We start from the raw sequence: 19,953 nt of genomic DNA on the forward strand, positions 1-19,953 counted from the left end.
CCGAACCGCACACCGGCCCTCCCGCCAAGCCTGATCAAGCCCGGCCAAAAGAACCAAGTCAGCGGCCGACGACCTTCTCGGCTTCTTCCACCGGCGTATGGCGAACATCCTCGCCCTTGACCATGAAAATCACATTCTCGGCAATGTTGCAGGCGTGATCACCCACCCGCTCCAGGGCACGAAGCACCCACATCACCGACATGCAGCGTGAGATGTTGCGCGTGTCTTCCATCATGAACGTTAGCAACGTTCGCGTGGCTGCCTGGTATTCTTCATCAACCCGCTTGTCCTCTTTCATGATCCGCAGCGCCTGCTGTGAATCCAGGCGGGCAAAGGCGTCCAGAGCATCGTGCAGCATGCTCAGCACATGGTTGCCGATGTGACGGACTTCCACGTAGCCGCGGGGAGCCTGGCCTTCTTCATTAAGCTTGATGGCGAACTTGGCGATCTTCTTCGCTTCATCCCCTACCCGCTCAAGGTCCGCTACCATCTTGATCACCGAAATCACCAGGCGCAGATCCCGCGCGGTGGGCTGACGGCGGGCGATGATCAAAGTCGCCTCTTCATCGATGTCGATTTCCATCTGGTCGACCTTCTTGTCGCCAGCACGCACTTCGTCTGCCAGGTGGCCGTCGTTATCGACCAGCGCCTGGATGGCGCGTTCCACCTGGGATTCGACCATACCGCCCATTGTCAGGAACTCGGTCTTGAGCTCCATCAGTTCATCATTGAACTTGTGCGATATGTGATCGCCGTATACGTCGTCCTTTTTATTTGGCATAGCTCTGTTCTCCAATGTTCAACAATGACCGGGTTAGCCGAAACGGCCAGTGATGTAGGATTCGGTCAGCTCATGTTCGGGGGCGGTAAAGACCTTGGTGGTTTCGTTGACTTCCACCAAGTGCCCCAGATGGAAATACGCGGTGCGATGAGACACCCGGGCTGCCTGCTGCATGGAGTGGGTCACGATCACGATGGTGTAGCTTTCCGACATTTCGGAAATCAGTTCTTCCACCCGGGCCGTAGCAATGGGGTCCAACGCTGAACACGGCTCGTCCATCAGGATCACTTCCGGGCTGACGGCGATGGCGCGGGCGATACACAGGCGCTGCTGCTGACCACCGGACATACCGGTTGCCGTGGCGTCCAGGCGGTCTTTCACCTCGTTCCAGAGGCCGGCCTTGCGCAGGCTGTTTTCAACGATCTCATCCAGTTCCGATTTGCGGTTGGCGAGGCCGTGAATGCGCGGGCCGTACGCCACGTTGTCGTAGATCGACTTGGGAAACGGGTTCGGCTTCTGGAACACCATGCCCACGCGGGCACGCAACTCCACCACGTCCCTTTTCGAGTGATAGATATCATCGTCATCCAGCATCAGCTGCCCTTTGACCTTACAGGTATCAATGCTGTCGTTCATGCGGTTCAGGCAGCGCAGGAACGTGGACTTACCGCAGCCGGACGGGCCAATGAAGGAGATCACCTCGTTACGGGCGATATCCAGGCTGATGTCCTTGATGGCGCGATCCTCGCCATAGAACACTTCGACGTTGCGAAGCTTGAACTTGGGGTCGTCAGCGTAGGGAACGCCGACGGTTTTGCCCTCTTCAACCGCAATGTCTTCCCGCTTTGTGGCGGCGGTAGGTTCCTGAGACGTCATCGCGCTGTCATCCGATGTTTCAGCTACGCTGGTAATCGATTCGTTCATATTCATAGCTTTCTCCTTTACCACCGGCGCTCAAGACGCTTACGGAGCCAGATGGCCAATGCATTCATACTGATCATAAAGGCAAGCAGCACCATGATGCCGGCGGAGGCCAGCTCGACAAAGCCCTGCTCGGAACTGCTTGCCCAAAGGTAAATCTGTACCGGCAGTACAGTTGCGGAACTGAAGAAACCGTCCGGCACTTCGACAATGAAGGCCACCATGCCAATCAACAACAGCGGCGCGGTTTCACCCAGTGCCTGCGCCATACCGATGATGGAGCCGGTCAGCATGCCGGGCATGGCCAGCGGCACCACATGATGAAGCACCACCTGCATTTTCGACGCGCCAATACCTTCGGCCGCTTCCCGGATCGACGGCGGCACGCTCTTGATGGCCGCACGACTGGAAATGATGATGGTTGGCAGGGTCATCAGTGCCAGCACCAGACCACCCACCACCGGCACCGAACGTGGCATGCCGAACAGCCCGATAAACACCGCCAGACCCAACAGACCAAAGATGATCGAGGGCACCGCCGCCAGGTTGTTGATGTTGACCTCGATGAAGTCAGTGATCCTGTTCTGGGGTGCGAACTCTTCCAGATAGATGGCAGCCGCAATCCCCATCGGAAACGAGATCGCCAGAGTAACCAGCATTGTCAGCAACGACCCTACGATAGCACCCAGAATGCCGGCGTTGCCGGGCTCCCGCGAGTCACCCCGGCTGAACAGCACATCATTGAAACCGGTATCAATAACGCCCTTCTCCAGCAATTCGTCAACCCATCCCTGCTGTCGCTCCGACAGGCGGATACTGTAGCTGGGATTGTCAGCATGCTTCACATAAACCGACACCGTGTCGTGCGCGAGGAACTCCATGGTTTGCGTGGTATTCAGCAAATCCGGATTGTTTTCGAGTAAATCGCGGATATCGCTGGCTGCGTAGCTGCCGACCATCCGGCCCAGTTCGCGCCTGGCCGCCGCACCTTCGGCATTCGGAAAATGCTCTTGCAGCGCCGCAATAATCGGTGCGGCGAAATCCGCCATGGAAATCTGATCTTCATCCGTCGGATCATCCAGGTACATGGCTTCGGAATCCAGCGTCACATCGAGGGTGATCGTTGTCTTCACAAACCCGGTGTGACCCTTGCCGATGATGTCGGCAAACAGGATGAACAGAGACGCCAGCGCGATGGAAATGGCCAGAATGCCGTACAGACGGAAACGGCGCTCCTTACGGTACCGGCGCGCCAGTGACTGACGGACTAACTCCGCCTGAGAACGTTGATCAGTCATACTGTTCCCTATATTTACGTACAATTTTGAGTGCAACCACGTTGAGCGCCAGCGTCACGATGAACAGCATCATGCCCAGGGCGAATGCCGACAGGGTCTTGGCACTGTCGAACTCCTGGTCACCTACCAGCAACGTGGCAATCTGAACGGTCACCGTGGTTACCGAATCCAGTGGGTTGGCGGTCAGGTTGGCGGCCAGGCCTGCCGCCATCACCACGATCATGGTTTCACCAATGGCCCGCGATGCCGCTAGCAGGATGCCGCCGATGATGCCCGGCAATGCCGCCGGGAAAATCACGTTCTTCATGGTTTCTGACTGGGTCGCACCCAGGGCGAGGGAACCGTCCCGCAGGGTCTGGGGGACCGCGTTGATAACGTCGTCCGACAGGGATGAGACAAAAGGAATGATCATGATGCCCATCACCAGCCCCGCCGCAAGAGCGCTCTGGGAGGATGCCTCCAGCCCGACCAACTCCGCCAGATCACGAATGAACGGCGCGACCGTCAGTGCCGCGAAAAAACCATAAACAACCGTCGGCACGCCAGCCAGCATTTCCAGCAGCGGCTTGACCGTGGAGCGAATGCGCTTGCTGGCGTATTCCGACAGGTAAATGGCCGACAGCAAACCGATCGGCACCGCAACAAAAAGAGCGATTGCTGAAATCAACAGCGTGCCGGTAAACAGGGGGATCATGCCAAAGGCGCCGTCCGAGCCCACCTGATCCGCACGCAAGGCAGTTTGCGGACTCCAGGACGTGCCAAACAGGAACTCGGTGATCGGCACCTTGCCGAAGAAACGCACGGTTTCAAAAATCACCGAAAACACAATGCCCACGGTGGTCAGTACGGCAACGGCAGCGCACACGAAGAAAATCCGGCGGAGGGTTTTCTCCACACTTTCGCGGGCATTGATGTGCGGTGCCACGCGGGTCCACGCAAAGGCGGCCCCCAGCACGGCGATCAGTACAACCAGGATCGCCTTGAAGTTCTTGCTCTGGTCCCGCAGCGTCTCCAGTAGGCCAGCAGCCCCGGCGATATGCTCCGGCACAAAATCAGGATTCAGTTTGCCGGCAGCCACGTTACTGATCTGGGAGAGTACCAGGCTGGCTTCGCCGGGGGATTTCGGCCACACATCCTGTGGCAGTGATGCGATAACGATGCCCTGAATGACTTTACCCTCAAAGCCGGCCCAGGCTGCCAGAACAACGAGGGCGGGAATCGCGCACCAGAGGGCAGCCCGCGCTGCGTAATAGAATGGAAGCGCCTTGAGGTTCCGGATTCCGCCAAGCGGAGCCGCTACCGCCCTGGAGCGCATGAATGCGAGTCCATAGGCAACAACCGCGAGAACCAGAACAAGGGGCAAAAGGTTAGCCGTCTGCATAACAGTCTCTGTCGTGTTGGCGTATTAGTTAGCTAAGGCGTCTATTTTGCCAGCAAGCTGGCCAGAAATATTCATCTGAACGTAATAAAGGAACGCGGACCTGCCGGCCCGCGTTCCTTTTTGTCATCCCTGACGTGTCTCTGCCGAACCTTACAGCTCGTTACCGGTCATCGGCTTCAGTTCCTTGACCGCTTTGGCAGTCTTCATGCGCTCATCACGCGGGTTCGGGATAAGGCCCACATCGACCAGGTAGCCGTTGTCGCCCCAGGTGCCTTCACTGGTGAACTCGGCCACGTATTCCTGAATACCCGGAACGACGCCAACGTGTGCCTTCTTGATGTAGAAGAACAGTGAGCGGGCGACCGGATACTCTTCAGCCGCGATGGACTCAGGAGTCGGCTCTACACCGTTAATGGTGGATGCCTGAATCTGACCTTCGTTTTCCATCAGGAAGCTGTAGCCGAAAATGCCCAAAGTATCCGGATCCTGAGCCAGACGCTGAACGATCAGGTTGTCGTTTTCCCCAGCTTCAACAAACGGACCGTCTTCACGCATGCTGTGGCAGACGGACTTCATCTGGCTCTTATCCATCTTCTTGATGAAGTCGTACTGCTTGCAGCCACCTTCCATTGCGATCTCAACAAAGGCGTCACGGGTACCGGAAGTCGGAGGGGGGCCCATCACGCTGATGTCCATATCCGGCAGGCTGGAGTCGATTTCGCTCCACTTCTGGTACGGGTTGGCGACCAGCTCGTCACCACCGTCAGGGTTCGGAACATCCTTGGCCAGGGCCAGGAACACCTGCTCCAGGCTCAGGTCCAGTTTCTCGGCGTTATTGGAGTTGGCGATCACGATACCGTCAGCGCCGATACGTACTTCGGTGATTTCCTGAACGCCGTTGGCCTGGCAGTTATCGAACTCGCTCTTCTTCATGCGGCGGGAAGCGTTGGTGATGTCCGGGTGCTGGGTGCCCACACCTTCACAGAACAGCTTCAGGCCACCACCGGAACCGGTGGATTCCAGCTTCGGAGTCGGAAAGTCGGTGTTACGACCGAAACGCTCGGCAACCACGGTGGCAAACGGGTAAACCGTTGAAGAACCCACGATGTTGATGGTATCGCGAGCCATGGCCGGAGTGGATACGGCGGCAATGCTGCCTGCCAGTGCCACAGTTGTAAGGGCGGTTTTCAGTTTAATCACGCTGAGTCTCCATTTTTCATTTGGACTTTATAGTCGGATTTGCTCTACCGATGAGTGAAGACTAACTGGGCTCTGTGACAACTTTGTTACAGCTACTGAAATATAGATCACAGGGTTCAATTTTTCTTGCAGACTGCCCGCAGGCCGTTAACATGCGTGTAAAACAATACTCGGCAATATAAAAGGCAGGCTCCATGACAGCGCTCGATGATGACAAACCCACGCCGAAAGGCGAGCTGATTCTCCAGATTGTTCCCCTTCCCTCAGACACCAATGCCAACGGCGATGTCTTTGCCGGCTGGCTGGTTAAACAAATGGACATTGCCGCGGCCACCATCGCCGGGCGAATCTCCCAGGGCCGTAACGCCACCGTGGCCATGGACCGGATGGAGTTTCTCTCTCCTCTGCGGGTCGGTTCACAAGTGGGTTGTTATTGCGAACTGGTGGACATCGGGCGCAGCTCGATGAAAATCAAAGTCGAAGTCTGGACTCTGGACCGCACGGCGAGCACCCCCCGCAAAGTCACCGAGGGTCTTTTTGTCTATGTGGCCATTGATGAGCATGGCCGCATTCGTGAAGTGCCCGACCAAAACGGTTGAACAGCCGGGACTGTGCCCACGGTTATCGCAGGCGCTATTGCCTCGATAGCCCGTGTTTATCACTACCCCACAATCACCGGTCGCTTCTCTGGTAACAGCAGTGAGAGCAACGCCGCCGTCGCCACCAGCCCGGCGGATATCCACAGACAGGCTTCCAGTCCATAGGCCTGGTAAACCCAGCCTGACAGGATAGTGCCGAGTAGCCGACCGGCGGCGTTGGACATGTAATAGAAGCCCACATCGAGGGATACGCCATCGCCCCGCGCATAGCTGACGATCAGATAGCTGTGCATGGAGGAGTTGATGGCAAACAGTACGCCAAACAACAGCAGGCCAACGATCACCACCACCTGTGGTGACCAACCCGCCATCAGACCAACGGCAATCGCGGCGGGGATCAGCGCCAGGGCTGCTGCCCAGGCCGCTGCGGGGTGTTTTCCTTCCTGATTACCGGTAATACGCGGTGCAATGGTCTGGATGAAGCCATAGCCGATGATCCAGGTGGCCATAAAGCCACCCACTTTCCAGAAATCCCAGCCAAACACCGTGTGCAGATACACCGGCAGCGCCACCACGAACCACACATCCCGGGCGCCGAACAGGAACATACGCGCCGCTGAGAGCACGTTAATGGCCCGGCTCTTCGACAGGATCTCACTGAACTTCGGTTTCGCCTTGCTCTTGCCCAGCTCCTGTTTGAGCAGAAACAGACTCGCCAGCCAAACCAGGCCCAGAGCCACAGCCATGAGGATCACCGCGCCCGCGAAGCCGGCTGTCATCAGCAATACACCACCAAGGAAAAAGCCCACACCTTTGAGGGTGTTCTTGGAACCGGTGAGGATGGCGACCCATTTGTACAGGGTACCCTGCTGCTCATCCGGCACCAGCAGCTTGATGCCACTCTTGGCGGACATCTTGTTCAGATCCTTGGCAACACCGGACATGGCCTGCGCCGCCATGACCCAGGGCACAGTGAGCAGGGCCGTCGGTACCGCCAGCATGGCCAGTGCCACAATCTGCAGGAACAGCCCGATATTCATGGTGCGGTTCAGGCCCATGCGGGCACCCAGATAGCCGCCTACCAGGTTGGTCACCACCCCGAAGAACTCGTAGAAGATGAACAACAGGGCGATTTCCAGCGGCGAGTAGCCCAACTGGTGAAAGTGCAGCACCACCAGCATCCGCAGGGCCCCATCCGTCAGGGTAAAGGCCCAGTAGTTGCCGGTGATGACCAGATACTGTCGGATGGCAGTCGTCATCTCAGGCAGAACCTACCTTGCGCGCCAGTTCGGCGGTGCGGTTGGCGTAGCCCCATTCGTTGTCGTACCAGGCGTAGATCTTCACCTGGGTGCCGTTAACCACCATGGTGGACAGCGCATCGACGATGGACGAGCGCGGGTCGGTCTTGTAGTCGATGGACACCAGCGGGCGTTCCTCATAGCCCAGAATATCTTTCAGCTCACCCTCGGCGGCTTCTTTCAACAACTGGTTTACGGTGTCACGATCCGTCGGCGTTTCTACTTCGAACACACAGTCGGTCAGTGAAGCATTGGTCAGCGGAATACGCACCGCGTGACCATCCAGCCGGCCCTTCAGTTCCGGGAAGATCTCGATAATGGCGGTGGCCGAGCCGGTGGTGGTCGGGATCAGCGAACTGCCGCAGGCCCGTGCCCGCCGCAAGTCCTTATCGGGCGCATCGATGATGGTCTGGGTGTTGGTCAGACTGTGGATAGTGGTAATGGAACCGTGCTTGATGCCCAGTTTTTCGTGGATCACTTTCACCACCGGGGCCAGGCAGTTGGTGGTGCAGGAGGCAGCGGTAACAATGCGGTCATTGGACGGATCAAAGATATCGTCATTCACCCCCACCACAATGTTCTTCGCGCCGGCTTCCTTAACCGGCGCGGTGACAACCACCCGCTTCACCCCCTGGTTCAGATAGGTGTTCAGCACATCCACTTTCTTCATCTTGCCGCTGGCTTCGATCACCAGATCACAGCCGGACCAGTCGGTCTCCCCGATGGTCTTGTTGCGGGTCACGCGCATGCGCTGGTCGCCAATAACGATGTCCGTGCCATCGGCAATCGCTTCGTGGTTCCAGCGGCCATGCACGCTATCAAAGTTCAGCAGATGGGCCAGCGTGCCGGCGTCGGCGCCTGGATCGTTGATAGCGACAAACTCCATCTCCGGCCACTCCCAGGCGGCTCTGAGGGCGAGGCGGCCGATACGGCCGAACCCGTTAATACCGACTTTGATCTTGCTCATGATGCGCTCCTTGAATGCTCTGTAATCCGATGAGTCACGCTGAATTCAGAGAAACCGGATAACAGGACGGTCGGGCATGGCCTTCAACCGTTCTTTTTCCTGTTCTATCAGTTTCGTATGGCTGTCCGAGGTCTCATCCAGCACCCGTAACACCCACTGGGGCAACAGGGGATGAAGGTAGTAGTAGATCCACTGGCCCTGGCGTTCCGTCTCAAGCAATCCCGCATCTTTCAGGGTCGCCAAATGCCGGCTGACCTTTGGCTGTGGCGCATCCAGTGCCGTGGTCAGCTCACACACGCAGAGTTTTTTCTGGTCACGAACCAGCATCAGCATAGTCAGCCGCAACTCGTCCCCGAGGGCCCGAAACACCGTCACCGGGCTGTATTCAAGGGACTTCAGACCCGTTTCCTTCTGGTGCACCAGGGTAAACAGCCCGATCCGTTCCTTCAGCTCCTTAAGTGTCAGGGCAAAAGTCGCATGGCGGTTGCTAGGCGCCGGGTCCGGAAAGTCCCAGGCAATTTGCTGGGCCGGCTGGCATACGGTTCCACACTCGTTGGCCGCTTTCTCACACAGGGTGATCACGTAATCCCAGGATTCATCCTGCAGATCCGCCAGCCGTTTGCTGTGCAAACCAGCCACCGCAATCCCGGATTCCTCCAGAACCTGCAATGCCATGGGGTTCGGACGGGTTGGCTCGGTGCCGGCACTGGCCACTTCAAAACGGTCCCCCGCCATGTCTTTAAGCAGGGCCTCTGCCATCAGGGAGCGGGCGCTGTTGGCGCTGCAGACAAACAAAACCCGACGCTTCATATTCGATTATCCACATATATTGATTGATGAATATCTGATATTTCGGATACTAAGTAGACAAAACGGTAAAGTAAACCCTTCTATGGTCGGAAATGCCGCCACCGGACAGAAACAGACAGCCCGCGGCATAGCGCAGCTGATAGCTGTGCCCTGATACTGGTGCACAGTGCCAACAATCCGGGCCCGGTTACTGGAAGTATTCGAGAGCCGGCGCTAACCTGTCTGCGCCGGCCAATACGGCGACCTTCCGTTTTACGGGATTCTTCTCGCAGTCATTATCTCTGGGGTGTTAGTTCAATGATGATCCGCACACTACTACTGACATTATTCACCATTACCCCAGCCTGGGCAGGAAACCTGACCGTGGCCGCCGCTTCGGATTTGAAGTTCGCAATGGATGAGATACTGGACGAATTTCACCAGCAGAACGCCAACCAGACCGTTAAGGTCGTTTATGGCTCTTCCGGCAGATTTCATGCGCAGATTAAACACGGCGCCCCGTACGACCTTTATTTCTCGGCGGACATCGCCTATCCGGAACGACTTGAGGAGGCAGGGCTGGCAGCGTCTCCGGTTTATCCCTACGCCGTTGGCCGACTGGTCGTCTGGTCCAGCGCAGAGGGTGAACCGCTGTCGCTGGCAGACCTGCCCCGAGCTGATATAAAGCGAATAGCCATCGCCAATCCCAGGCACGCCCCTTACGGACAACGCGCGCAGGAAGCCATGGAATCTGCAGGAATCTGGGATAAAGTCGAGGAGCGCCTGGTGCTGGGGAGCAACATTGCTCAGACCGCACAGTTTGTTGAAACCGGTAATGCCGATGCTGGCATCGTGGCGCTGTCGCTGGTGCTGAGCCCGTCACTGGCAAAGGTGGGTCGCTATTCCCTGGTGCCAGACACCCTGCACTCGCCGCTGAAGCAGGGCTTCATCATTACGCGTCGGGCTGCGGACAATGAGCTGGCCTGGCGCTTTGCCGATTTTATCAACAGCGACCAGACCCGGGCGATAATGGATCGTTACGGATTCGAGTTGCCCGAGAACCCTTAACAAGCCTCCAGGGGCGCGTAGGCCAGCACCAGCCACTTGGCGCCTTCATCGAAATTCACCTGCACCCGGGTGTGATGCCCCGTACCTTCGCTGTTCATCACGATGCCTTCCCCGAACTTCGGATGACGCACCCGCTGCCCCAGGCTGAAGCCGGATTGCGCCGCGGAGTCCTGACTGAACAGGCTTTCGTTGGGGCGCTCCAGCATCGCCGGTCGGCTAACGGTATTACGCAGCCGCACTTCCTGGATGCAATCCCCCGGAATCTCCCGCACAAACCGTGACAGGGCATTGAACTTCTCCTGCCCGTACAAACGGCGGGATTCCGCGTAAGTGAGCACCAGCTTTTTCATGGCCCGGGTAATACCCACGTAGGCAAGGCGGCGCTCCTCCTCCATGCGCCCCGGCTCTTCCAGGGACATGCTATGGGGAAACAGCCCCTCCTCCACACCGGCCAGGAACACCAGCGGGAACTCCAGCCCTTTGGCGGAGTGCAGCGTCATCAGCTGGACACTGTCCTCATGGGACTCCGCCTGGGATTCGCCCGCGTCCAGCGCCGCCTGGGCGATGAACTCCGCCAACGGATCGACGCCGTCCTCCACCTCAAAATCCGACAGCGCGTTGACCAGTTCTTCCAGGTTCTCCACCCGGGCCTGCCCCTTCTCGCCCTTTTCACTGGCGTGGTAGTCTTTCAGCCCGCTGGCCTCAATGGTCTGCTTCATCAGTCCGTGCAGGGAGGCGTCGTCCACCATCTCCGACAGGTCGTTGATGATCTGCATAAACGACTGCAACCCGGTCTTGGCGCGGCCTTTCATCAGCCCAGCTTCCAGCAGTCGCTCGGCGGCCTCCCACAGGGAAATACTCTGGCCCGTGGCCACTTCCCGCAATTCCGCCAGGCTTTTCGCTCCGATACCCCGCGCCGGCACATTCACCACCCGCTCAAAGGCGGCATCGTCACGGCGGTAGTGCACCAGACGCAGGTATGCCAGGGCGTTGCGGATTTCCTGGCGGTCGTAGAACCGCAAACCACCGTAGACCCGGTAGGGAATGCCCTGGCGCATCAGTGCTTCTTCAAGTACCCGGGACTGGGCGTTGGAGCGATAGAGAATCGCGGATTCACTGCGCAGGTTGCCGTCCAGCGCCCAGCCGGAAATGGTGTCGGCGATGTAGTTGGCTTCGTCCTGCTCGTTGAAGGCGGCGTACAGGCTGATCGGTTCTCCGTCCGGCCCGTCGGTCCACAAATCCTTGCCCAGACGCCCCTGGTTGTTGGCAATCACCGAGTTGGCCGCTTTCAGAATCAGTTGCGTGGACCGGTAATTCTGCTCCAGCTTGACCAGCCGGGCGTTGGGAAAATCCCGCTGATATTGCTGGATGTTCTCGATCTTGGCGCCCCGCCAGCCGTAAATGGACTGGTCGTCGTCCCCCACCACGGTCAGCGGCACCCGGTTACTGGCCAGCACCTGCAGCCAGGCATATTGAATGGTGTTGGTGTCCTGGAACTCATCCACCAGAATGTGCTGAAACCGGCTCTGGTAATGGGCCAGCAATTCCGGCCGGTGCAGCCATAGCTCGTGGGAGCGCAGCAGCAGTTCGCCGAAATCCACCAGGCCACTTTGCTGGCACAGCTTTTCATACTGACGATAGACAACCAGCATGGTGGAGGTGAAGTGATCGCCAGGGTTCTCCTGGATGTGATCCGCCCGCAGTCCCTCATCCTTATGGCTGTTGATGAACCACTGGGCCTGTTTCGGCGGCCAGCGGCTCTCATCAATCTGCATCTCCCGCATCACCCGCTTGACCAGCCGCAACTGATCGTCGCTGTCCAGCACCTGAAAATTCTCCGGCAACCCGGCGTCCTGCCAGTGCGAGCGCAACAGGCGATGGGCAATGCCGTGGAAGGTACCGAACCACAGGCCACGGGCCGGGATATCCATCATCTGCTCAATGCGGTAACGCATCTCCCTGGCCGCTTTGTTGGTGAACGTCACCGCCAGAATCCCGGTTGGCGGCACCCGATCCACCTGCATCAGCCACGCAATCCGGTGCACCAGCACCCGCGTCTTGCCGCTGCCGGCACCCGCCAGCACCAGCAGGTGGTCGTTCTGTGCGGTCACGGCCTCGCGTTGGGCGTCGTTGAGGGCGTCGATTATGTGGGAGACATCCATAGAGATTCGGTCGCTACTGGTTAAATGAACAGGTATCGGATTATAACAGGAGAAAACGGGGTTTGCCGGTGGGCCTTGGATAGCCCTCTTTCTTTTGGTGGGTCGCACGAGGGAGGGCCCCTTTCCGGGACACGCTACGAGCACATCCCTGTGCGCTTAGGTGTGGCCATCCTTGGCCACACATAGTCCCGGAAAGGGGCCCTCCCTCGCGCTTATCAAGCTCGGGAGAATGCTTTTCTATCAGAAGCCTCTGGGAACTGTCTGGGCTTCCACGAACTCAAACAGGCCTTCCAGCCCCCCTTCACGACCAATACCGGATGCCTTCATGCCACCAAACGGCGCCTCGGGCGTGGGGCCGGTGCCGGTGTTCCAGCCGACGTGACCGAAACGCAGGCCAGCTGCGACACGCTGGGCACGTTCGGCGTCGTTTGTGAACACATAAGAGGCCAGTCCAAACTCGGTGTCGTTACCGGCTTCGATGACCTCTTCTTCGGTGCGGAACAGTGCCATGGGCACCAGTGGGCCGAAGGTTTCTTCCCGGTAGCAGCACATGTCCCGGTTAACGTCGGTTATCACGGTCGGCGGGAAGAACAGATGGCCTTCACCAAGTTCCTCCGGCTTCTTACCGGCCACAAGACCTGCGCCTTTCTCGAGGGCATCCTCCAGATGGCGTTTGACCTTGTCGAACCCGGCCTTGTTGATCAGCGGGCCAAGATCCACATCTTCGGTCAGGCCGTCGCCCACGGTCATCTTGTTGACCCGCTCCGCCAGTTTCTCACCAAAGGCCTCGGCAACTTTCTCGTGGACGAAGATCCGGTTGGCGCAGACGCAGGTCTGGCCACCACCGCGGAACTTGTTGGCGATCAGGTTGTCGGCGGCGGCATCCAGGTCGGCGTCATCGAATACGATAAACGGCGCGTTGCCGCCCAGCTCCAGGGCCAGTTTCTTGACCTGTTCGGCGGTATCGATAACCAGTTTGCGGCCCACTTCGGTGGAGCCGGTGAAGCTCAGCATCGGCACATCGGGGCTTTCGCACAGCACCTTGCCAATGACGCTGGCCTTGCCCATCACCAGATTGACCATGCCATCGGGCAGCTCCACGTGCTTGTCCATCAGGCTGAACAGGGCGATCATCGTCAGCGGGGTTTCACTGGCCGGCTTGATCACCGATGGGCAGCCGGCGGCCAGGGCGGCGGACAGCTTCTTGGCGATCATGCCGATGGGGAAGTTCCACGGCGTGATCAGTCCAGCCACGCCAATGGGCCGATAGTGAACGGTCCAGGTGCAGTCCTTGGGCTTTTCAGTCAGGGTGTGGGCGTCCAATGCCTGGATGTGTTTGGAGCAGTAATCAAAGAAACCGGCCGCATAATCCACTTCGCCCTGGGCTTCTTTCAGCGGCTTGCCATGTTCCATGCACAGTATGCGGCCCACTTCTTCCTTGTTGTCCTTCAACGCATCGCGGATGCCTTCCAGCCACCGGCGGCGAGTTTCCAGGGGGTAGGGGTTGGTCAGCCTAAGCGCGGATTTACCCGCTTCCACCGCCGCCACCACGTCCGCCTCGGGCATGGAGGGAAGGCTGGCAATGACTTTGCCCGTCGCGGGGTTGTAGACGTCAAACGTGTGACCTTCGGCAGAATCAGACCAGCGACCGCCGATATAGCCAGTCAACTTTTCAAGCAGGGGTGACTCGATCATCTCGGCTCCTCTCATTCAATGATTAACGGTCGAAAAGCAGGGTTCCGTTGGTGTTTGCATCACAGCAGCATGACTCTCATAGTGGATGCAGAAACACGGGCTGTAAAGTAAGACTAAGGTGTTTTGACCACTTGGTTTCTGCGCCTATACTCGGAGAGTAACCCATTCAGGAGGCCGGCAAATGAAAGCATTTTTCCACCCTGCTCAGGACCAGCATATTCCCAAGACTTACTTTACACGTGGTCAGATGCGCCAGCCTCAGGAAGTGCCCGACCGCACCGTTCAGATGCTGGATGGTCTGAAGGCCATGGGTGTTCCGGTGCTGCAGCCGGCAGACCAGGGCGCGGGCCCGATTTCCAGGGTTCATGATCTGGGCTACCTGCGGTTTCTGGAGTCAGCTCACCGCCGCTGGATGGAGATTCCCGATGACTGGGGCGATGAGGTGATGTCCAATATCTTCGTACGCTCCCCCAACGCCATGAAGGGCATTCTTGCCGAGGCGGCCCGTTACATGGCGGATGGCAGCTGTCCGATCGGCGCCAATACCTGGTCTGCGGCCTATTGGTCGGCGCAGACCGCGCTGGGCGCCGCCGATGCCCTGATCGCCGGAGAGCGGATCTCCTATGCCGTGTGCCGCCCACCGGGGCATCACGCCCGCAAGGACGCCGCTGGCGGTTTCTGTTACCTCAACAACGCCGCCATTGCCGCTGAACACATGAAAAGCCGGTTCCCGCGCCTGGTGATACTCGATACGGACATGCACCACGGCCAGGGCATTCAGGAAATCTTCTACGACCGCAGTGACGTGCTCTACATCTCGATTCACGGCGACCCGACCAATTTCTATCCGGTGGTCAGCGGGTTCGAGAACGAGCGGGGGGAAGGTGAAGGCTACGGCTACAACATCAATATGCCGATGCCCCATGGTTCGTCGGAAGAGGATTTCTTCGACAAACTGGATGAGGCACTGGCGGCCATCCGCCTGTTCCAGCCGGATGCACTGGTGCTGACCCTGGGCTTTGATATCTACAAGGACGATCCCCAGGCCAAGGTGTCCGTCTCATCCGAGGGCTTTTCGCGCATCGGCACCCATGTTCGCCAGACCGGCCTTCCCACCCTGGTGGTGCAGGAAGGCGGTTATGACCTGGACACCCTGAGCACCAACGTTCAGCAGTTCTTCAAGGGTATTGAAGGGTAACGATCAGGACGCCGGGGCATACACCTTGATGTTGGTATGCCCCTCGGCCTTCAGGTGGCCGGCGTGCATCCGGCTCATGGTGCCACGGTCACAGTACAGCAGGTACTGCTTCCCCTGAGGCAACGATTCGATCTGCTGATTCAGCTCGTAGAAAGGAATCTGCAGCACTTCGTTGTTGGTCATCGTCAGGGGTGACTGCTCCCCCTCGGACGGATGGCGCACATCGATGATGACGTCGTTGACGTCCGGGGTATGCACCAGCTCCACCTCTTCCGGCGTGGTGGTGGTTTCCAGCAGACGGGCAACCGGCGTTTCTTCACGGCTGTCGATCGCCTGCTGCAGGACCGTCGCGTCCATTTCAGCCTCGTCTTCCTCCACCCGATGCAGTTTCGCCCGGGTAGCCGGCTTCTGGGAAATCACACCGCAGTACTCCGGCATGGTACGGGCGTAGGGCTCGGTGCCGATCTCCTTCGCGATCCGGATGATGGTTTCCTTGTCCATGGAGACCAGCGGTCTCAACACCACCTCATCGCTGGCGCGATCCACCACATTGAGGTTGGTCAGGGTCTGGCTGGACACCTGGGCGACCGCATCACCGGTCACCAGACCCACGGCATTGCTCTGCCGGGCGATGTCCGATGCCGCCTTCAGCATCTGGCGCTTGAGCACCACGCCCCAGTGGCGGTGATTGACCGAGCGCATGATTTCGCCGATAACGCCATCGAAGGGCACGGAAATAAACTTGGCGCCATGGGAGGACCCGTAGCGTTCCCAGATGTAATGCGTCACCTGGCGAACGCCCACCTCATGGGCCGTGCCGCCCAGGTTGAAGAACAGGAAGTGGTTGCGAAGGCCCCGGCGCATCATCAGGTAGGCGGCCACGGATGAGTCATACCCGCCGGAAACCAGCGTCATCACGGTTTCCACGCTACCCAGGGGATAGCCACCCAGGCCCCGGTGCTTGCGGTGGGCGATGTGATAGCGGTCATCCTGAATCTCGATACGGACCTCTACCTGGGGAGCCTTCAGGTTCACGCCCTGCGGACTGGAGGCCTGCACCAGTGCGCCCCCCACATGCCGCTCAAGATCAATGGAGCGAAAGTCATGCTTTCCGTGACGCCGCACCCGAACCGCAAAGGTCTTGCCGTTGATACGCTCGGCAAACGCCTCTACGGCCTTGTCCGCCACATCGTCCATACTGACAAACGGGAACACGGCTATTTCCTGGATCGTGGAGATACCCGGGATGCGCATCAATTCGTCAATGACCACGCTGGACAGTCCCCGGCCATCAGGGACTTCCACGGTCACACGGTCCCAGCTGCCATCCACCTGGATGTCGCTGTCCTGACGCGACAGCACCTTGCGGATGTTCTGGCGCAGGTGCCGCATTTGCTGGCGACGTACAGGTTTGCTTTTAATGGCGACTTCCGCCGCAGGACGAATCAGGAGTTTCATAAATCAGAATTTTGTCGGGTGGCGTATTGGAAAGAATAGGCCTAGTCTAACGGTTTTGACGGATGCCTCAAAATCAGGCATTGCCGTAACACTATAATCACCGACCCGCAGGGCCGACCATGACATCCATTCCGCACAATGTTCAGGAGCCATACTGTTCATGACCGAACCGACCATCAATGCCCTGGTGTCACCCGAGGGCAGCCTTGAGATTCTTTCCAACCACGAAGTCAACCGACTGAAAGACAGGAGTGAAGGTGGTCTTTACCGACTCTTCCGTCAGTGTGCCCTGGCGGTTCTGAACACCGGCGTTGAAACCGATGACTGTAAGACCCTGATGGAAGCTCATGCGGACTTTGACGTCCGTCTGGTACCGCAGCCACGGGGCCTGAAACTGGAACTGGTGAACGCCCCGGCCCATGCCTTCGTGGATGGCGAAATGCTGAGGGCCATTCGCGAGCACCTGTTCTCGGTGTTGCGGGACATTATCTATTCCTACTCGATTCCACAGTCAGCGGCCGGCTTTCGGCGGGACGACCCCGAAGACATCACCAACCTGATTTTTCACATCCTGCGCAATGCCCGGGTCCTGCAGGCCGGTCGTCTCCCGGATCTGGTGGTGTGCTGGGGCGGGCACTCCATCAACCAGCAGGAATACCAGTACAGCAAGGAAGTGGGGCATCAACTCGGCCTGCGGGCGCTGAGCATCTGCACCGGTTGCGGCCCGGGCGCCATGAAAGGTCCGATGAAGGGCGCCACCATTGGTCACGCCAAGCAACGGGTGAAGAACGGGCGCTACATCGGTCTGACCGAGCCAGGCATTATCGGCGCCGAGGCCCCCAACCCGATCGTCAACGAACTGGTGATCATGCCGGATATCGAAAAGCGCCTTGAAGCTTTCGTGCGCACCGGCCATGGCGTCATTGTCTTCCCTGGCGGCGTCGGTACTGCCGAGGAAATTCTCTATCTGCTGGGTATTCTCCTGCACCCGGACAATGAAGACCTGCCCTTCCCGGTGGTTTTCACCGGCCAGCAGGAAAACGCCGAATACTTCGAGATGATCGACAATTTCATCCGCAATGCCCTGGGTGACGAGGCCGCCAGCAAATATCAGATCATCATCGATGATCCGGGGCGGGTGGCGCAAACCATGAAGGACGGCATGAAAGAGGTGGAAACCTTCCGCCGCGCAATGCAGGATGCCTATTACTTCAACTGGATGCTGAAAATCGATCCGGTGTTCCAGCTCCCCTTCGAACCCAACCACAAAAACATGCTGGCACTGGAACTGCACCGGGACCAGCCGGTGCACATGATCGCCGCCAACCTGCGCAAGGCTTTCAGCGGCATTGTGGCGGGGAACGTCAAGGAAAGTGGTATCAGACAGGTTCAGCAAAAGGGGCCGTTTGAAATTTCCGGTGACCCCAATCTGATCAAGCCCCTGGAAGCCATGCTTGAGCAGTTCGTGGCTCAGGACCGGATGAAACTGCCCGGTTCCAGTTGCTACAAACCCAGCTACCGGATTGTCAGCGGGGCGGCCTGAACCGGCCCGCTGAGAACCCTGCGGTATTACCCGTGATTACTCGCCACCTGCGGGCAAGTTGGCGTAATACGCCGCCAGGTTGGCGATGTCCTCATCACTCAGGCCCATCGCCTGGCCCTGCATGACGGCTGACTGACCGCCGGAACGCTGCTTGTTCTTGTAGGCTTCCAGGGCTGACACCAGGTACTGCTCGTTCTGGCCCGCCAGGTTCGGATACCCCGGAATGGCGGCAATACCGTCTTTGCCGTGACAAGCCGCACAGACGGCAGCCTTGGCCTTGCCCGCTTCCGCATCGGCGGCGGAAACCAGGGCAGGAGCCATGGCACCAAGTGCAAACAAACCGGCAATGGTATAGTGTTTCAAACTCATTAATTTTACCCTCTCATCGTTTTTATATACGGCGTCCGACAGCCATCAAACTGCGTGAACTTATAGCACAGAGCCTTCAAACCTCAAATGCGTTAGGTCAAGGCAATGCGGAGACCCGAAAATGCCCATAAAGGCCCAAGAACTCGAATGCCTGGAAGGCCGCATCGGCCTGATCACCCTGGATTCACCCGCCACCCTGAACGCGCTTTCCGGCGACATGATCGATGCCGCCCAGAACACTCTTGACCGCTGGGCCAACGATGACCGGATTGCACTGGTAGCCCTCCAGGGCGCAGGGAGCCGGGCTTTTTGCGCTGGCGGTGACATCCGTCAGTTATACGACGCCATGACCAACACCGATGAGTCCGTCCGCGCTGCGGACTTCTTCGCCCGTGAATACCGGCTGGACTATGCCCTTCATCGCTTCCCGAAACCGGTGATCGGCATTGGTCATGGAGTGATTATGGGCGGAGGCCTGGGCCTGCTGAGCGGCTGTCGTTACCGGCTGATCACTCCGGACGTCACCATGGCCATGCCGGAAATAGCCATTGGCCTGTTCCCCGATGTGGGCGCCAGCTGGTTCCTCAATCGTCTGCCCGGGCGACTGGGTTTGTTCATGGGGCTGACCGGATGCCGGCTGAACGCCTCCGATGCCATTCGGGTCGGTCTGGCGGATATGGTGGTTCGTCCGGAAGAGCAAACCTCCCTGCTGGAGCGTTTGCAGAACGAACGCTGGACCGGTGAGTCGGCAGCGGACGACAACCGGCTGTTCCGCTTGCTCAACCAGTTGGATGGTGTGGATTACCGGTCCCTCGGCTCCGGCGAACTGGCGAACCATGAACAGGCCATCGCCAGACTGGGTGCGGGTGATGACCTGGCCGCCATTGTCGACCGCCTGATCTCGGCGGACATCAACAGCGACTGGTGGGAAAGCGCTGTCCACAACCTGAGAACCGGATGCCCGGTGTCCATGTGGCTGGTGTGGCACCAGCTCAAACGCGCGCAACAGATGCCGCTCAAGGACGTCTTCCGGATGGAACTGGCGATGGCCACCGAATGCACCCGTCGCCCGGATCTGCCGGAGGGCATACGGGCACGGATGGTGGACAAGGACCACAACCCCAGATGGTCATTCAACACGCTTCAGGAGGTGCCGGAGGAAGTGATCGACGCACACTTCCACCCGGAGTGGGATGACGAGACCGATCCGATGAAGCTGGAATAAT

The 19,953-nt window shown here is 58.6% G+C and carries 17 protein-coding genes; 5 read left to right on the forward strand and 12 right to left on the reverse strand.

Annotation, left to right across the window (positions count from 1 at the left end; genetic code table 11):
* Window positions 1-58: 58 nt before the first annotated feature.
* From phoU to ACJO5Y_RS17405, 5 genes are all read right to left on the reverse strand, one after another.
* On the reverse strand, window positions 59-781 hold the full coding sequence (gene phoU, locus ACJO5Y_RS17385) for a phosphate signaling complex protein PhoU (protein ID WP_406988988.1): 723 nt from the start codon (window positions 779-781) through the stop codon (window positions 59-61).
* A 33-nt stretch (window positions 782-814) separates the two neighbouring features.
* Entirely contained in the window at window positions 815-1,657 is an 843-nt protein-coding gene (gene pstB / locus ACJO5Y_RS17390) for a phosphate ABC transporter ATP-binding protein PstB (protein ID WP_406989181.1), read from the reverse strand.
* Between the two features lie 65 nt (window positions 1,658-1,722).
* Complete coding sequence (gene pstA, locus ACJO5Y_RS17395; RefSeq protein WP_406988989.1) at window positions 1,723-3,000, reverse strand: phosphate ABC transporter permease PstA; 1,278 nt, start codon at window positions 2,998-3,000, stop codon at window positions 1,723-1,725.
* Window positions 2,993-4,381, reverse strand: coding sequence for a phosphate ABC transporter permease subunit PstC (pstC, locus tag ACJO5Y_RS17400; RefSeq protein WP_406988990.1), 1,389 nt, complete (start codon window positions 4,379-4,381; stop codon window positions 2,993-2,995). The genes pstA and pstC overlap by 8 nt, the downstream gene beginning before the upstream one ends.
* A gap of 150 nt (window positions 4,382-4,531) precedes the next feature.
* Window positions 4,532-5,581: a substrate-binding domain-containing protein gene (locus tag ACJO5Y_RS17405; protein WP_406988992.1), complete on the reverse strand. Its 1,050-nt coding sequence runs from the start codon at window positions 5,579-5,581 to the stop codon at window positions 4,532-4,534.
* Between the two features lie 194 nt (window positions 5,582-5,775).
* Between ACJO5Y_RS17405 and ACJO5Y_RS17410 the strand changes: the two genes are divergently transcribed.
* Window positions 5,776-6,180, forward strand: coding sequence for an acyl-CoA thioesterase (locus ACJO5Y_RS17410; protein ID WP_406988993.1), 405 nt, complete (start codon window positions 5,776-5,778; stop codon window positions 6,178-6,180).
* A gap of 62 nt (window positions 6,181-6,242) precedes the next feature.
* On the opposite strand, the gene arsJ is transcribed toward ACJO5Y_RS17410, so the two are convergent.
* The 3 genes from arsJ to ACJO5Y_RS17425 are packed head-to-tail and all read right to left on the reverse strand — an operon-like array spanning window position 6,243 to window position 9,255.
* Window positions 6,243-7,439 (reverse strand): organoarsenical effux MFS transporter ArsJ, encoded by a 1,197-nt coding sequence (gene arsJ, locus ACJO5Y_RS17415; RefSeq protein WP_406988995.1) that lies wholly within the window; start codon window positions 7,437-7,439, stop codon window positions 6,243-6,245.
* Window position 7,440: 1 nt separating this feature from the next.
* A complete protein-coding gene (locus ACJO5Y_RS17420) occupies window positions 7,441-8,445 on the reverse strand; it encodes an ArsJ-associated glyceraldehyde-3-phosphate dehydrogenase (RefSeq protein ID WP_406988997.1) in 1,005 nt (334 codons plus the stop codon).
* 45 nt (window positions 8,446-8,490) lie between these two features.
* Complete coding sequence (locus ACJO5Y_RS17425) at window positions 8,491-9,255, reverse strand: metalloregulator ArsR/SmtB family transcription factor (RefSeq protein WP_406988998.1); 765 nt, start codon at window positions 9,253-9,255, stop codon at window positions 8,491-8,493.
* A 297-nt stretch (window positions 9,256-9,552) separates the two neighbouring features.
* On the opposite strand from ACJO5Y_RS17425, the gene modA reads away from it, so the two are divergent.
* On the forward strand, window positions 9,553-10,302 hold the full coding sequence (gene modA, locus ACJO5Y_RS17430) for a molybdate ABC transporter substrate-binding protein (RefSeq protein ID WP_406989000.1): 750 nt from the start codon (window positions 9,553-9,555) through the stop codon (window positions 10,300-10,302).
* Here the strand turns inward: modA and uvrD are convergent.
* Together uvrD and ACJO5Y_RS17440 are read right to left on the reverse strand one after the other, a co-directional pair.
* Window positions 10,299-12,464 carry a DNA helicase II gene (uvrD, locus tag ACJO5Y_RS17435; RefSeq protein ID WP_406989001.1) on the reverse strand — a complete coding sequence of 722 codons (2,166 nt, stop codon included), beginning with the start codon at window positions 12,462-12,464 and terminating at the stop codon, window positions 10,299-10,301. The genes modA and uvrD overlap by 4 nt on opposite strands.
* Before the next feature lie 240 nt (window positions 12,465-12,704).
* The gene (locus tag ACJO5Y_RS17440; RefSeq protein ID WP_406989002.1) at window positions 12,705-14,159 is read right to left on the reverse strand and encodes an NAD-dependent succinate-semialdehyde dehydrogenase; all 1,455 of its coding nucleotides are present in this window, start codon (window positions 14,157-14,159) and stop codon (window positions 12,705-12,707) included.
* 181 nt (window positions 14,160-14,340) lie between these two features.
* Here ACJO5Y_RS17440 and ACJO5Y_RS17445 point away from each other — a divergent pair, with 181 nt between their 5' ends.
* A complete protein-coding gene (locus ACJO5Y_RS17445) occupies window positions 14,341-15,357 on the forward strand; it encodes a histone deacetylase family protein (RefSeq protein ID WP_406989003.1) in 1,017 nt (338 codons plus the stop codon).
* A 3-nt stretch (window positions 15,358-15,360) separates the two neighbouring features.
* Here the strand turns inward: ACJO5Y_RS17445 and thiI are convergent, their stop codons facing one another.
* A complete protein-coding gene (gene thiI, locus ACJO5Y_RS17450; RefSeq protein WP_406989004.1) occupies window positions 15,361-16,815 on the reverse strand; it encodes a tRNA uracil 4-sulfurtransferase ThiI in 1,455 nt (484 codons plus the stop codon).
* Between the two features lie 160 nt (window positions 16,816-16,975).
* On the opposite strand from thiI, the gene ppnN reads away from it, so the two are divergent.
* A complete protein-coding gene (ppnN, locus tag ACJO5Y_RS17455; protein WP_406989006.1) occupies window positions 16,976-18,358 on the forward strand; it encodes a nucleotide 5'-monophosphate nucleosidase PpnN in 1,383 nt (460 codons plus the stop codon).
* 36 nt (window positions 18,359-18,394) lie between these two features.
* Here the strand turns inward: ppnN and ACJO5Y_RS17460 are convergent, their stop codons facing one another.
* Entirely contained in the window at window positions 18,395-18,727 is a 333-nt protein-coding gene (locus tag ACJO5Y_RS17460) for a c-type cytochrome (protein ID WP_406989007.1), read from the reverse strand.
* 121 nt (window positions 18,728-18,848) lie between these two features.
* Here ACJO5Y_RS17460 and ACJO5Y_RS17465 point away from each other — a divergent pair, with 121 nt between their 5' ends.
* Entirely contained in the window at window positions 18,849-19,952 is a 1,104-nt protein-coding gene (locus ACJO5Y_RS17465; RefSeq protein WP_406989008.1) for an enoyl-CoA hydratase/isomerase family protein, read from the forward strand.
* Window position 19,953 lies beyond the last annotated feature (1 nt).

Source organism: Marinobacter alkalisoli (assembly GCF_045449855.1).
Taxonomy (GTDB): domain Bacteria; phylum Pseudomonadota; class Gammaproteobacteria; order Pseudomonadales; family Oleiphilaceae; genus Marinobacter.

Bases quoted from the DNA above. Each gene is read 5' to 3' on its own strand.
- phoU (WP_406988988.1), bottom strand. From the start codon at position 781: ATGCCAAATAAAAAGGACGACGTATACGGCGATCACATATCGCACAAG.
- pstB (WP_406989181.1), bottom strand. From the start codon at position 1,657: ATGACGTCTCAGGAACCTACCGCCGCCACAAAGCGGGAAGACATTGCG.
- pstA (WP_406988989.1), bottom strand. From the start codon at position 3,000: ATGACTGATCAACGTTCTCAGGCGGAGTTAGTCCGTCAGTCACTGGCG.
- pstC (WP_406988990.1), bottom strand. From the start codon at position 4,381: ATGCAGACGGCTAACCTTTTGCCCCTTGTTCTGGTTCTCGCGGTTGTT.
- ACJO5Y_RS17410 (WP_406988993.1), top strand. From the start codon at position 5,776: ATGACAGCGCTCGATGATGACAAACCCACGCCGAAAGGCGAGCTGATT.
- arsJ (WP_406988995.1), bottom strand. From the start codon at position 7,439: ATGACGACTGCCATCCGACAGTATCTGGTCATCACCGGCAACTACTGG.
- ACJO5Y_RS17420 (WP_406988997.1), bottom strand. From the start codon at position 8,445: ATGAGCAAGATCAAAGTCGGTATTAACGGGTTCGGCCGTATCGGCCGC.
- ACJO5Y_RS17425 (WP_406988998.1), bottom strand. From the start codon at position 9,255: ATGAAGCGTCGGGTTTTGTTTGTCTGCAGCGCCAACAGCGCCCGCTCC.
- modA (WP_406989000.1), top strand. From the start codon at position 9,553: ATGATGATCCGCACACTACTACTGACATTATTCACCATTACCCCAGCC.
- uvrD (WP_406989001.1), bottom strand. From the start codon at position 12,464: ATGGATGTCTCCCACATAATCGACGCCCTCAACGACGCCCAACGCGAG.
- ACJO5Y_RS17440 (WP_406989002.1), bottom strand. From the start codon at position 14,159: ATGATCGAGTCACCCCTGCTTGAAAAGTTGACTGGCTATATCGGCGGT.
- ACJO5Y_RS17445 (WP_406989003.1), top strand. From the start codon at position 14,341: ATGAAAGCATTTTTCCACCCTGCTCAGGACCAGCATATTCCCAAGACT.
- thiI (WP_406989004.1), bottom strand. From the start codon at position 16,815: ATGAAACTCCTGATTCGTCCTGCGGCGGAAGTCGCCATTAAAAGCAAA.
- ppnN (WP_406989006.1), top strand. From the start codon at position 16,976: ATGACCGAACCGACCATCAATGCCCTGGTGTCACCCGAGGGCAGCCTT.
- ACJO5Y_RS17460 (WP_406989007.1), bottom strand. From the start codon at position 18,727: ATGAGTTTGAAACACTATACCATTGCCGGTTTGTTTGCACTTGGTGCC.
- ACJO5Y_RS17465 (WP_406989008.1), top strand. From the start codon at position 18,849: ATGCCCATAAAGGCCCAAGAACTCGAATGCCTGGAAGGCCGCATCGGC.